Source organism: Janthinobacterium sp. NKUCC06_STL (assembly GCF_019345455.1).
Classification (GTDB): domain Bacteria; phylum Pseudomonadota; class Gammaproteobacteria; order Burkholderiales; family Burkholderiaceae_D; genus Janthinobacterium; species Janthinobacterium rivuli.
Genome location: NZ_JAHKQY010000001.1, coordinates 629,690 through 643,280, shown reverse-complemented (window position 1 = coordinate 643,280; position 13,591 = coordinate 629,690). Strand labels below are relative to the sequence as shown.

The window sequence follows — 13,591 nt, the reverse complement described above, 5'->3', positions numbered from 1 at the left end:
TATACCATGGCACGCACTCTTAAATTCAAAATCTACCGCTACGATCCTGACCAGGATGCCAAGCCGTACATGCAAGACCTGACGGTCGAACTGAAAGACACCGACAAGATGCTGCTCGACGCACTGCAGCGCATCAAGGCGGACGTCGATGACTCGCTGGCCCTGCGCCGCTCGTGCCGCGAAGGCGTGTGCGGTTCGGACGCGATGAACATCAACGGCAAGAACGGCCTGGCATGCACGACCAACCTGAACGAACTGTCGGAGCCTATCGTGCTGCGTCCGTTGCCAGGCTTGCCGGTCATCCGCGACCTGATCGTCGACATGACGCAATTTTTCAAGCAGTACGATTCGATCAAGCCTTTCCTGATCAACGATTCGATCCCGCCTGAAAAAGAGCGCCTGCAATCGCCGGAACAGCGCGAAGAACTCGATGGCCTGTACGAGTGCATCCTGTGCGCATGCTGCTCCACGTCGTGCCCGTCGTTCTGGTGGAATCCGGACAAATTCGTCGGCCCGGCTGGCCTGCTGCAAGCCTACCGCTTCATCGCCGATTCGCGCGACGAAGCCACCGGCGCGCGTCTGGACAACCTGGAAGACCCGTACCGCCTGTTCCGCTGCCATTCGATCATGAACTGCGTCGACGTCTGCCCGAAAGGGTTGAACCCGAACAAGGCGATCGGCAAGATCAAGGAATTGATGGTCCGCCGCGCGATCTGATTCTCCTGATCGCATCCGCCGGGCGCCGTTTGCGGGAAGAGGGTATCCTCTCTTGCCTGCAGGCGGCGCCTGCAAAGCAGCACCGTGCCGCAAGGCACACGTAAAGTGGTAAACCAAATGACAGAATCAATTTTGTCCTCGCATCAGGCCGACCCGGCCAACCGCGCCCGCCTGCGCTGGCGTTCACGCCGTGGCCTGCTGGAAAACGACATTATCCTGACCCGTTTTCTCGATGCGTATGAAACCGAATTGACCGATGAAGAAGTTGACGCGCTGACGCGTTTGCTGGATTTATCGGACAATGCGTTAATGGATCTGGTACTGGCCCGTAAAGAGCCGGAAGGCGAAGTCGATCTGCCGCATGTGCGCGCACTGCTGCAACGACTGCGCATTGCCTAGACGCCTGGGCGATATATTGCAAACGGTGCGAGTGGCGCGCTGTAGCACTGCCGAATGCGGTGCGAATTGCAGCCAGAATTTTTGATTTTAATTTCGACTCACTCCCGAGAAGGAAGAGCCCATGAATATCTCTGACACAAAAGCTACCCTGTCGTTCTCCGATGGCAGCCCATCGCTTGAATTTCCAATCTACAAAGGCACGGTTGGCCCGGACGTCATCGACATCCGCAAACTGTACGCCGGTAGCGGCAAGTTCACCTACGACCCAGGCTTTATGTCGACGGCAGCCTGCAACTCGTCGATCACCTACATCGACGGCGACAAGGGCGAGCTGCTGTACCGTGGTTACCCGATCGAACAGTTGGCCGTCAACGCCGACTTCATGGAATCGTGCTACCTGCTGCTGAACGGCGAACTGCCGAACGCGGCGCAGAAAGCCAAGTTCGTCGACACCGTCACCAAGCACACGATGGTGCACGAACAGATGCAATTCTTCTTCCGTGGCTTCCGCCGCGACGCGCATCCGATGTCGGTCCTGGTGGGCACCGTCGGCGCGCTGGCATCGTTCTACCATGACTCGCTCGACATCAACGACCCGCATCACCGCGAAGTGTCGGCCATCCGCCTGATCGCCAAGATGCCGACCCTGGTCGCCATGACCTACAAGTACTCGGTCGGCCAGCCGTTCGTGTACCCACGCAACGACCTGTCGTACAGCGCCAACTTCATGCACATGATGTTCGCCAACCCGTGCGAAGAGTACAAGGTCAACGACGTGCTGGTGCGCGCCCTGGACCGCATCCTGATCCTGCACGCGGACCACGAGCAAAACGCATCGACTTCGACCGTCCGTCTGGCCGGTTCGTCGGGCGCCAATCCGTTCGCCTGTATCGCTGCCGGTATCGCCTGCCTGTGGGGCCCTGCCCACGGCGGCGCCAACGAAGCGGCACTCAACATGCTGAAAGAAATCGGCACCGTCGAGAACATCCCTGCCTTCATCGAGCAAGTCAAGGACAAGAACTCCGGCGTCAAGCTGATGGGCTTTGGCCACCGCGTGTACAAGAACTTCGATCCACGCGCCAAGCTGATGCGTGAAACCTGCTACGAAGTGCTGCAAGAACTGGGTCTGCAAGACGACCCGCTGTTCAAGCTGGCGATGGAACTGGAAAAGATTGCACTGAACGACGACTACTTCGTGTCGCGCAAACTGTACCCGAACGTCGACTTCTACTCGGGCATCGTGCAATCGGCGCTGGGCATCCCCGTGTCGCTGTTCACCGGTATCTTCGCTATGGCCCGTACGATCGGCTGGATCGCCCAGTGGAACGAAATGATCGCCGACCCAGAGCAAAAAATCGGCCGTCCGCGCCAGCTGTTCGTCGGTTCGACCACGCGTGAAGTACTGCCACTGGACAAGCGTTAATCCAGAGCGGTATCGAGCAAACAAAAAACGGGCTTCGGCCCGTTTTTTTATGCCGGGCTGTTATGCTCGGACCCTGGATCCACAGGAAATACAACGCGATGAATGAAGAAACCTGCGCCCCGAGCGGCGTGGCTCTGGCCGATACGGCATTTGGCTACACCTTGTCGCTGATCGGCGGCAAGTACAAGATGCTGATCCTGTATGCGCTGGCGGAAAACACCGTGCTGCGGCATAACGAACTCAAGCGCCATCTTGGCGGCATCGCTTTCAAGACCCTCAGCGTCGTGCTGAAGGAGCTGGAGGCCGATGCGCTGATCATCCGCAAGGAGTATCCGCAAGTGCCGCCCAAGGTGGAATATTCGCTGTCAAGCAAGGGCGCCTCGCTGATCCCCGTGCTGCATACCCTGTGCGAATGGGGTGAGCGGCACCAGCCAGTCTGACCAGGATGCGCATGCCCAAGGGGCTTTGCATGGCCAGGTAACTTACTTTTCTTCCTGTATGACCAGTCAATGTGCGTACTTGTGAAAAGTACTCGTGATGGTTATGCTGTTTTTGCCTCTGCAGGCGCACGGTTATGTGCCACGCGCCACGGGGCAGGGTACCGGCTTGCCTGCTTTTCTGTGAGCGCGGGGCCGGTGCGTCCACCCATTTTCAGGAAAGCAGCATGATGAAAACCCTCGTTATCGTCTTCCATCCCTCCATCGACACGTCGGTCGCCAACAAGCGCTGGCTGCAGGAGCTGGCGCAGTATCCCGACCGCTACACCATCCACGATGTGCACCAGGCTTACCCTGATGGAAATATCGATGTGGCGCGCGAGCAGGCGCTGGTGGAGGCGCACGCCAATGTGGTCTTGCAGTTCCCCGTGTACTGGTTCAACTGCCCGCCCATGCTCAAGCAATGGCTCGATCAGGTGCTGGCGTATGGCTGGGCCTACGGTACGGGCGGCGATGCCTTCCGGGGCCGCAAGGTGGCGCTGGCCGTCACGGCCGGCATCCGCGAGGACGATTTCACGCCGGCAGGCAAGTGGCACGTCACCGTGGCGCAGCTGCTGGCGCCGTTCGATGTGACTCTGGCATATATCGGCGCCGACAACCGCCGCTTCTTTGCCTTCTATGGCGCGGAAGACGGGCCGAAGGAGCCGGACTATGCCGAGCGGCTGGCGCGCAGCGCGCAAGCATATGAGCGCTTCCTGGCCGCCTTGTAAGGGCGCCGCTCCAGCTTCAGTTCAATGCCGCTGGCCGGTCGTGGTGATGGTGTGCGCTAACTGCGCCACATCGGAAAGGTTGCCCGGGTGCGGGAGGAGGCGGGCGGCGCGTGCAAACATATTATTTGTCGTCGCATGGATCCTTTCGACCCGGCGCGGCAAATAGGGTAGATTGCAATACTTAGTTGCATGGATCGGATGAATCAAGGGAGTATCCGCATGGACCGCATCACCGCCGCACAAGTATTTGTCGCCATCGCCGAGCGCGGCAGCATGGTGGCCGCCAGCGAAGCGCTCGACATGTCTCGCGCCATGGTGACGCGCTACCTGGCCGAGATGGAAGAGTGGGCGGGGGCGCGCCTGTTGCATCGCACCACGCGCCGGCTGAGCCTGACGGATGCGGGCGACGCCACCCTGGCGCGCTGCCGGCAGATGCTGGAAGTGGCCGGCGCCATGGCCGTCACTTCGCCCGAGGGCCTCGACACGCCGCACGGTTTGCTGCGCATCACCTGCTCGCAATCCTTGGCGCAGACGGCGCTGGCCGGCGCAGTAACCGCTTACCTGCGGCGCTACCCGCGCGCCGCCGTCGACCTGCAGATGGAGAACCGCGCCGTCAACCTGGTGGAGCAGCGCATCGACCTGGCGATCCGCATCACGAACGCGCTCGAACCGAACCTGATCGCGCGCCAGCTGGCCAGCTGCGCCTCGGTGGTGTGCGCCGCACCATCGTATCTGGCGGCGCACGGCACGCCGCGCCGGGCGGAGGACCTGGCCTTGCACAACTGCCTGACCTATACGTATTTCGGCAAGAGCCTGTGGCAGTTTACGCATGAAGGGGAAGCGCTCACTGTCCCCGTCAGCGGCCGCCTGTCGGCGAATGAATCGCTGGTGTTGCTGGTGGCCACGGTGGCGGGGGCGGGCATCGCCATGCAGCCGCGCTTTTCGGCCGCGCCGTTGATCGCCAGCGGGCAGCTGGTGGAGCTGCTGCCCGCGTACCAGCCCCAGGACATGGGCATCTACGGCGTCTACACGTCGCGCCAGCACATGTCGCCCCTGCTGCGCACCATGCTCGACTTTCTGGTGGAGTGGTTTGCCGGCGATGCCGATTGGCTGGCGGCCATCGCGGCGGCACCGTTGCCGGGCAGACCAGTTGGGCGCAAGCGGCATGCCGGCAGGGGCGCCGATGTGTTGTAAGCATAACAGTGACAGGCTTGCAAGCCCGGGAAAATCAACAACACAGCTTACATTTGCTTGCCAAATAAAATTCAACTAGTCGTTGTTGCGTTACAATACTGCGTGCTATTCTAAATGACGGTATGCAGAATGCTGGTGCAATAAAAAAGCCCTTCCCCACAACTTGATGTGCAATCCGCTAACCGGTCAGGCCGTGTCGCGGAAGGTTAGATTAACCCGCTAATTCCTCGCGAAACGCGAAGAAAGGTGAGCAATATATGCAGCAATTAACGACCAACTCCTACCTGTTCGGTGGGAATGCTCCGTACGTGGAAGACCTGTACGAGGCGTATCTGAACAACCCAGGCTCGGTACCCGATAACTGGCGCTCCTACTTCGACGCGATGCAGCACGTGCCTGCCGTCGATGGCACCAACAAGCCTGACGTGGCGCATGCCTCAGTCGTCGCCTCGTTCGCCGAACGCGCAAAAGCTGGTCCGATCCGCACAGTAACCGCTTCCTTCGATGCCGAAATGGGCCGCAAGCGCGTCGCCGCCACGCAGCTGATCGCCGCTTACCGCTACCTCGGTTCGCACTGGGCCAATCTGGATCCGCTGCAACGCCAGGAACGTCCGATGATCCCGGAACTGGAGCCAAGCTTCTACGGTTTCACCGACGCGGACATGGACACCGTGTTCAACATCAGCAATACCTATTTTGGCCCCGAGACCGCCACCCTGCGCGATCTGCTGAACTATCTGCGCGATACCTACACGCGTTCGATCGGCGCCGAATTCATGTACATCTCCGACCCGGCCGAAAAGCGCTGGCTGCAAGAGAAACTGGAATCGATCCGCTCCACCCCGAATTTCACCCCAGAGAAAAAAATCCACATCCTCGACCGCCTGACCGCGGCTGAAGGCCTGGAACGCTATCTGCACACCCGTTACGTGGGCCAGAAGCGCTTCTCCCTGGAAGGCGGCGAAACCTTCATCGCCTCGATGGATGAAACCATCCAGCGCGCCGGCGAAAAAGGCGTGCAGGAAATCGTCATCGGCATGGCCCACCGCGGCCGCCTGAACGTGCTGGTGAACACCCTGGGCAAGGCGCCGCAGGAACTGTTCGAAGAATTCGAAGGCAAGCATGGCGACGACCTGCCTGCCGGCGACGTGAAGTACCATCAAGGCTTTTCGTCGGACATCTCCACCGCAGGCGGCCCGGTCCACCTGTCGCTGGCGTTCAACCCGTCGCACCTGGAAATCGTCAACCCTGTGGTCGAAGGTTCCGTCAAGGCCCGCATGGATCGCCGCGGCGACGCGCAGGGCGCGCAAGTGCTGCCTATCCTGGTGCACGGCGATGCCGCTTTCGCCGGCCAGGGCGTGGTCATGGAAACGCTGAATCTGGCGCAAACCCGTGGCTACCATACCGGCGGCACGGTGCATATCGTGATCAACAACCAGATCGGTTTCACCACCTCGGATCCGCGCGATGCCCGCTCGACCCTGTACTGCTCGGACGTCGTCAAGATGATCGAAGCACCGGTCCTGCACATCAACGCCGATGATCCGGAAGCCGTGGTACTGGCGACGCAGATCGCGCTCGACTACCGCATGGAATTCAAGAAGGACATCGTCCTCGACATCATCTGCTACCGCAAGCTTGGCCACAACGAGCAAGATACGCCGGCGCTGACGCAGCCACTGATGTACAAGAAGATCGGCCAGCATCCAGGCACCCGCAAGCTATATGCGGACAAGCTGGTAGCGCAAGGCGTGATCCCTGCCGATGGCGGCGACAAGATGGTAGCCGCCTTCCGCGACGCCATGGACGCCGGCAAGCATACCGTCGATCCAGTCATCTCGAACTTCAAGAACAAATACGCCGTCGACTGGCTGCCGTTCCTGAACAAGAAATGGACCGATTCGGCCGACACCGCCGTGCCGATGACGGAACTGAAACGCCTGGCCACCCGCATCACCACCGTGCCGGAAGACTTCAAGGTCCACTCGCTGGTTGAAAAAGTACTGGGCGACCGCGGCACCATGGGCCGTGGCGAAATGAACCTGGACTGGGGCATGGGCGAACACCTGGCCTACGCCTCGCTGGTATCGTCCGGCTACGCCATCCGCCTGACGGGCCAGGATGCCGGCCGCGGCACCTTCGTGCACCGCCACGCCGTCTTGCACGATCAAAACCGCGAGCGTTGGGATGCAGGTACCTACATTCCGCTGCAAAACGTGTCGGACAACCAGGCGCCGTTCACCGTCATCGACTCGGTGCTGTCCGAAGAAGCCGTACTGGCCTTCGAATACGGCTACTCGACCGCTGAACCGAATACGCTGACGATCTGGGAAGCCCAGTTCGGCGACTTCGCCAACGGCGCGCAAGTGGTGATCGACCAATTCATCAGCTCCGGCGAAGTGAAGTGGGGCCGCGCTTCTGGCCTGGTCATGATGCTGCCGCACGGTTACGAAGGCCAGGGTCCTGAGCACTCGTCCGCGCGTCCCGAGCGTTTCCTGCAGCTGTGCGCAGACAACAACATGCAAGTAGTGCAGCCGACGACGGCTTCGCAGATCTTCCATTTGCTGCGCCGCCAGATGGTGCGCCAGTTCCGCAAACCGCTGGTCATCCTGACGCCGAAGTCGCTGTTGCGCAACAAGGATGCGGGTTCGCCGCTGACCGACCTGGCCAAGGGTGGTTTCCAGACCGTCATCGGCGAAGTCGACGACAAAATCGACGCCAAGAAAGTCAAGCGTGTGGTCGCCTGCTCGGGCAAGGTCTACTACGACCTGGTCAACGCACGCAAGACCCGCGGCCAGACCGACACGGCCATCGTGCGCCTGGAACAGCTGTATCCGTTCCCGCACAAGTCGTTCGCTGCTGAACTGAAGAAGTTCCCGAACCTGGTCGAAGTCGTCTGGGCGCAGGACGAGCCGCAAAACCAGGGCGCCTGGTTCCAGATCCAGCACAACATCTTCGAAGGCCTGGAATCGGGTCAACGTCTGGCCTACGCCGGCCGTCCTGCTTCGGCGTCGCCTGCTGTCGGTTACTATGACAAGCACTACGCCCAGCAAAAAGATCTGCTGGAAACGGCATTCTCGAAGCTGAAGGGTTTTATCCTGACCAAGTAAGTGGCAGGATAAGGGGCGCCATGCGAGTGCATGGCGCCTGCTTGCATACATCATGACGGAGCGCCGCCCTTGCTACGCAGGGGCGGCGCCGCAATAACAAAATAAACGGAGTTTTACATGGCACAAATCGAAGTCAAAGTTCCCCAGTTGTCGGAATCGGTTGCAGAAGCGACCTTGCTGGCATGGCACAAGAAAGTCGGCGAACCAGTCGCGCGCGACGAAAACATGATCGATATCGAAACCGATAAAGTCGTGCTGGAACTGCCAGCGCCTGCCGCCGGCGTGATCGTGCAAATCATCAAGGCTGACGGCGCCACCGTCGTCGCCGGCGAAGTCATCGCCATCATCGACACCGACGGCTCGGCCAAGGTCAGCCCGATGGAAGTGTCGGCCGTGCCTGCACCAGCCCTGGCTGCCGCCGCGCAAGACGCTTCGACCGCTTCGGCGCCTGCCGCTGCGACCAAAGGCGATGTCGCCATGCCTGCCGCTGCCAAGATCCTGTCCGAAAAAGGCCTGTCCGCTGGCGACGTCGCCGGTTCCGGCAAAGACGGCCGCGTGACCAAGGGCGACGCCCTGGCCGCTTCCGCCAAGCCAGCTGTCGCGCCACTGGCGCCAGCCGCTGCCAAGCCAGCGCTGCAACAAGTTGCCACGCCGTCGGCCGCCAGCCTGGGCGACCGCCCTGAAGAGCGCGTGCCGATGAGCCGCCTGCGCGCACGTATCGCCGAGCGCCTGCTGCAATCGCAATCGACGAACGCCATCCTGACCACGTTCAATGAAGTGAACATGCAGCCGGTCATCGACCTGCGCAACAAGTACAAGGACAAGTTCGAGAAAGAGCACGGCGTCAAGCTGGGCTTCATGTCCTTCTTCGTCAAGGCCGCCGTCGCCGCCCTGAAAAAGTACCCGATCATCAATGCCTCCGTTGACGGCAACGACATCGTCTACCACGGCTACTTCGACATCGGTATCGCTGTCGGTTCGCCACGCGGCCTGGTCGTGCCTATCATCCGCAACGCGGACCAGCTGTCGATCGCCGACATCGAGAAAAAAATCGGTGAATTCGGCGCGAAAGCCAAGGAAGGCAAGCTGACCCTGGACGACCTGACGGGCGGTACGTTCTCGATCTCGAACGGTGGCACCTTCGGCTCCATGCTGTCGACCCCGATCATCAACCCGCCACAATCAGCCATCCTGGGCGTGCATGCGACCAAGGACCGCGCTGTTGTCGAAAACGGCCAGATCGTGGTGCGTCCGATGAACTACCTGGCCATGTCCTACGACCACCGCATCATCGACGGCCGCGAAGCCGTCCTGGGCCTGGTGGCGATGAAAGAAGCGCTGGAAGATCCTGCACGCCTGCTGCTGGACCTGTAAGCACCGTAGTCCCCCGGCGTCGCCGCCGGGGCAATGTAGCTGATACCCCTTGCCAGAAGACGCAGCTGGCTGATCTCAATGAAAGAGGATTCCCATGAACGTCTCTGAAGAAATCAAGCGTCTGCACGAGTTGCACCTGGCGGGCGCCCTGAGCGACGCGGAATTCGCGCAAGCGAAAGCCAAGCTCCTGAGCAATATCAACCTGGACAAGCCGGACAACGCGTCCGGCGCCGATGCGGCCCCCGGTCCGTCGAACGACCTGGTGCAGGAATTCAACCGCCTGCGCCGTTCGCGCAACGACCGCTGGCTCGGCGGCGTGTGCGGCGGCTTGGGACGCGCTTCCGGCATGGAAGCGTGGATCTGGCGCCTCGTCTTCGTCCTGTTTACATTGACCTTCGGCTTCGGCGTGGTGATTTACCTTCTATTGTGGATTTTCGTACCAGACGAAGAGATTGGAATAACAAAACATGAGTACTAAACAATTTGACGTAGTTGTCATCGGTGCGGGCCCTGGCGGCTACATCGCCGCCATCCGCGCAGCGCAGCTGGGCTTTTCCGTCGCTTGCGTCGACGAGTGGTCGAACGCCAAGGGCGGCGCCGCTCCTGGCGGTACCTGCACCAACGTCGGCTGCATCCCGTCGAAAGCGCTGCTGCAATCGTCCGAGCATTTCGAACACGCGGGCCACAGCTTCGCCGAGCACGGCATCGATGTCGCCGGCCTGAAGCTGAACCTGGGCCAGATGCTCAAGCGCAAAGACACCGTCGTCAAGCAAAACAACGACGGCATCCTGTACCTGTTCAAGAAGAACAAGATCGCCTTCTTCCACGGTCGCGCCGCTTTCGCTGCCGCCGCCGCTGGCGCGTATGAGATCAGCGTGACGGGCGAAGCCAACGAAACCCTGAGCGCCAAGCACGTGGTCATCGCCACGGGTTCGAACGCACGCGAACTGCCGGGCGCACCATTCGACGAGAAACTGATCCTGTCGAACACGGGCGCACTGGCCATCGACGCCGTACCAGCCAAGCTGGGCGTCATCGGCGCCGGCGTGATCGGCCTGGAAATGGGCAGCGTCTGGCGCCGCCTCGGTTCCGACGTCACCGTGCTCGAAGGCCTGCCGGTCTTCCTGGGCGCCGTCGACGAGCAGATCGCCAAGGAAGCGTCGAAGCTGTTCACCAAGCAAGGCTTGAAGATCAACCTCGGTTGCAAGATCGGCGCGATCACGCCAGGCAAGAAAGACGTCACCGTGGAATTCGTGGACGCCAAGGGCGAAGCGCAAAAAGCCGTGTTCGACAAACTGATCATCTCGATCGGCCGCACGCCGAACACGAATGGCCTGGGCGCCGATAAAGTCGGCCTGCAGCTGGACGAACGCGGCTTCATCGCCGTCGACGGCGACTGCAAGACCAATCTGCCGAACGTGTGGGCGGTGGGCGACGTCGTGCGCGGCCCGATGCTGGCGCACAAGGCCGAAGAAGAAGGCGTTGCCGTGGCCGAGCGTATCGCCGGCCAGCATGGCCACACCAACTTCAACACGATTCCTTGGGTGATCTACACCTCGCCGGAAATCGCGTGGGTCGGCAAGACCGAGCAAACCCTGAAGGCCGAAGGCATCGCCTACAAGGCCGGCACCTTCCCGTTCATGGCCAACGGCCGTGCGCGCGCGCTGGGTGACACCTCGGGCATGGTGAAATTCCTGGCCGATGCGACCACCGATGAAATCCTCGGCGTGCACATCGTCGGCCCGATGGCGTCCGAACTGATTTCCGAAGCCGTCGTGGCGATGGAATTCAAGGCCTCGGCCGAAGACATCGCGCGCATCTGCCACGCTCACCCATCCCTGTCGGAAGCGACCAAGGAAGCGGCACTGGCGGTTGACAAGCGCACGTTGAACTTTTAATTGTAGTTAGTCCAGCAGGGGCGCTCGCGGATTTTTTCCGCCGGCGCCCTTGTGCGTTAAAGCGAATCCCATGAACGTAGAAGAGTTTTACCAGCACGCGTTGCAGAAGCGTGATTTCAAGGCCGATGCCGCCCAGCGGCGCGCGGTCGACCGCCTGCAGCTGTGCTATGACGAGTGGGTGGCCTACAAAGGCCAGCGATCGAGCACCTTCAAGCGCCTGCTGAACCGTCCCGCCGTGCCGAAAGGCGTGTACATGTGGGGTGGGGTGGGGCGCGGCAAATCGTTCCTGATGGACAGTTTTTACTCGGTCGTGCCCCTGGTGCGCAAGACGCGATTGCACTTCCACGAATTCATGCGCGGCGTGCACCAGCAGCTCGATGAATTGAAAGGCGTGGCCGACCCGCTCGACGAAGTCGCCAAGCGCATCGCCAAGAAATACCGCCTGATCTGTTTCGATGAATTCCACGTCTCCGACATCGCCGACGCGATGATCCTGTACAACCTGCTGTCGGCCCTGTTCGCCAATGGCGTGTCCTTCATCATGACCTCGAATTACGATCCGGACCTGCTGTATCCGGACGGCCTGCACCGCGACCGCATGCTGCCGACCATCGCGCTGCTCAAGGACAAGCTCGACGTGATGAACGTCGACGCTGGCGTCGATTACCGCGGCCGTGCGCTGGAACAGGTGGAAAGTTATTACACGCCGCTGGGCGCCGATACCGACAAGGCCCTGCGCGACGCCTACACGCGCATCGCCGAAACGGCCGACGAAGACGCGCGCATCCGCATCGAGAGCCGCGAAATCCATTGCCTGCGTCGCGCCGGCGGCATCATCTGGTTCGATTTCGCCACCCTGTGCGGCGGTCCCCGTTCGCAAAATGATTACCTGGAAATCGCCAGCCGTTTCCATACGGTGATATTGTCCGGCATACCGGCCATGTCGGCGGCGCAGTCGTCCGAGGCGCGCCGCTTCACCTGGCTGATCGACGTGTTTTACGACCAGAAGGTCAAGCTGATCATGTCGGCCGAAGTGGCGCCTGACGAGCTGTACACGAACGGCATGCTGGCCAACGAGTTTCACCGCACCGTTTCGCGTATCATCGAGATGCAATCGCGCGAATACATGGAAAAAGAACAGCGCGGCGCGGCCGACGCGATCGTTTGAGGCAGGGATAAGGAACATGATGGCAAATACACTATACAAGCTGGGTGCGGCGCTGGGCCTGGTCCTGGCGTTGTCCGCCTGCGCGCACCAGGGTGCTCCGGCATTGGATGAAGTCGGCGCGCCGCAGGTGCCCGCCACCTTGTCGGTGGACGAGGCGGACGCCAAGCTGAAGCAGGTCGCCAGCGAGCGCGCGGCGGCGGAAAACGAGTTTGCCGTGCGCGAACTGGAGTGCTACGACAAGTTTTTCGTGAATAACTGCCTGGACACGGCCAAGGAAAAGCGCCGTCTGATCCTCGTGCGCCTGCGCGCCGTCGAAGCGGAAGCGAACTACTTCAAGCGCGCCGAATCCGTGCGCCTGCGCGATATCGACCTGGCCCGCACGCAGGAAAGCGCGCGCCTCGACGCGGAGCAGCGCGCCGCGGCTGTGCCCAAGCCCGTGAAAGTGGTCACGCCCGAGCCGGCGCCGCCCAAGCCGCAAGGCAAGAGCGTTGCTGAGCGCGAAGCCGAGCATGCGGCGAAGGTGGCGAAACAGGCTGCCGCCGACGCTGCCGATGCGCCGCGCCGCGCGGCCCGTGAAGCGCAATATGCGAAAAAACAGGCTGACGCCGTGGCGCGCCAGAAGCGGGTGGCGCAACGCCTGGCCGAGCGCCAAGCCGAAGCGCAGGCCAAGGCTGACAAGGCGGCCGCCGCCGCTGCCAGCACGCCGGCCGCTGCTGCGCCTGCGCCTGTGCCGCCGGCCAAATAACACTGCCGCGCAGGGGCATGCCGGAAATGGCGTGCCCTAACCCGCGCGGCAGGTTAAACTACGCACGATGGCTGCCTGCGTACGCTGCGCGCGCCGGTTTCCCAACACTGTCACCAACACTGCCTGGAACGCAACACATGAGCGATGCACAGCAAATAGAGCGGCGCCTGATTGAACTCAACGTGGAACACCGCGACCTCGATGCCGTCATCGAGTTGCTGATACTCGATGGCCACCATGACGAGTTGCAGCTGCGCCGCCTGAAAAAGCGCAAATTGCAATTGAAGGATCACATCACCTTGCTGAAAATGCAGTTGGTGCCCGACGTTCCCGCCTGAGGGGCGCCAGTAGCGTCC

Annotated in this window: 13 protein-coding genes; all 13 read left to right on the top strand. The window is 61.3% G+C overall.

Going from position 1 to position 13,591, the window contains the following annotated elements:
* Positions 1 to 6 precede the first annotated feature (6 nt).
* The 13 genes from KO539_RS02970 to KO539_RS02910 all read left to right on the top strand — a co-directional run bounded on the left by KO539_RS02970 (position 7) and on the right by KO539_RS02910 (position 13,573).
* Positions 7 to 717, top strand: a complete 711-nt coding sequence (locus KO539_RS02970) for a succinate dehydrogenase iron-sulfur subunit (protein ID WP_034752075.1) — start codon at positions 7 to 9, stop codon at positions 715 to 717.
* Between the two features lie 117 nt (positions 718 to 834).
* Positions 835 to 1,116 (top strand): succinate dehydrogenase assembly factor 2, encoded by a 282-nt coding sequence (locus KO539_RS02965; RefSeq protein WP_034752073.1) that lies wholly within the window; start codon positions 835 to 837, stop codon positions 1,114 to 1,116.
* Between the two features lie 121 nt (positions 1,117 to 1,237).
* Positions 1,238 to 2,539, top strand: a complete 1,302-nt coding sequence (gene gltA / locus KO539_RS02960; RefSeq protein WP_071076256.1) for a citrate synthase — start codon at positions 1,238 to 1,240, stop codon at positions 2,537 to 2,539.
* A gap of 98 nt (positions 2,540 to 2,637) precedes the next feature.
* On the top strand, positions 2,638 to 2,979 hold the full coding sequence (locus KO539_RS02955) for a helix-turn-helix domain-containing protein (RefSeq protein WP_219307245.1): 342 nt from the start codon (positions 2,638 to 2,640) through the stop codon (positions 2,977 to 2,979).
* Between the two features lie 224 nt (positions 2,980 to 3,203).
* Positions 3,204 to 3,746 carry an NAD(P)H-dependent oxidoreductase gene (locus tag KO539_RS02950; protein WP_257626087.1) on the top strand — a complete coding sequence of 181 codons (543 nt, stop codon included), beginning with the start codon at positions 3,204 to 3,206 and terminating at the stop codon, positions 3,744 to 3,746.
* A gap of 219 nt (positions 3,747 to 3,965) precedes the next feature.
* On the top strand, positions 3,966 to 4,940 hold the full coding sequence (locus KO539_RS02945; RefSeq protein WP_219307244.1) for a LysR family transcriptional regulator: 975 nt from the start codon (positions 3,966 to 3,968) through the stop codon (positions 4,938 to 4,940).
* Positions 4,941 to 5,197: 257 nt separating this feature from the next.
* Positions 5,198 to 8,050 (top strand): 2-oxoglutarate dehydrogenase E1 component, encoded by a 2,853-nt coding sequence (locus KO539_RS02940; protein ID WP_034752063.1) that lies wholly within the window; start codon positions 5,198 to 5,200, stop codon positions 8,048 to 8,050.
* A 117-nt stretch (positions 8,051 to 8,167) separates the two neighbouring features.
* Complete coding sequence (odhB, locus tag KO539_RS02935; protein WP_099380774.1) at positions 8,168 to 9,424, top strand: 2-oxoglutarate dehydrogenase complex dihydrolipoyllysine-residue succinyltransferase; 1,257 nt, start codon at positions 8,168 to 8,170, stop codon at positions 9,422 to 9,424.
* Positions 9,425 to 9,518: 94 nt separating this feature from the next.
* Positions 9,519 to 9,902: a PspC domain-containing protein gene (locus KO539_RS02930; protein WP_176390183.1), complete on the top strand. Its 384-nt coding sequence runs from the start codon at positions 9,519 to 9,521 to the stop codon at positions 9,900 to 9,902.
* Complete coding sequence (gene lpdA, locus KO539_RS02925; RefSeq protein WP_035820749.1) at positions 9,892 to 11,322, top strand: dihydrolipoyl dehydrogenase; 1,431 nt, start codon at positions 9,892 to 9,894, stop codon at positions 11,320 to 11,322. Before KO539_RS02930 ends, lpdA begins: the two co-directional genes overlap by 11 nt.
* A 70-nt stretch (positions 11,323 to 11,392) precedes the next feature.
* Positions 11,393 to 12,490 carry a cell division protein ZapE gene (zapE, locus tag KO539_RS02920; RefSeq protein WP_035820745.1) on the top strand — a complete coding sequence of 366 codons (1,098 nt, stop codon included), beginning with the start codon at positions 11,393 to 11,395 and terminating at the stop codon, positions 12,488 to 12,490.
* A gap of 19 nt (positions 12,491 to 12,509) precedes the next feature.
* Positions 12,510 to 13,235 (top strand): hypothetical protein, encoded by a 726-nt coding sequence (locus KO539_RS02915; protein ID WP_225242026.1) that lies wholly within the window; start codon positions 12,510 to 12,512, stop codon positions 13,233 to 13,235.
* A 137-nt stretch (positions 13,236 to 13,372) separates the two neighbouring features.
* Positions 13,373 to 13,573, top strand: coding sequence for a YdcH family protein (locus KO539_RS02910; protein WP_034752051.1), 201 nt, complete (start codon positions 13,373 to 13,375; stop codon positions 13,571 to 13,573).
* The last annotated feature ends 18 nt before the right edge of the window (positions 13,574 to 13,591 follow it).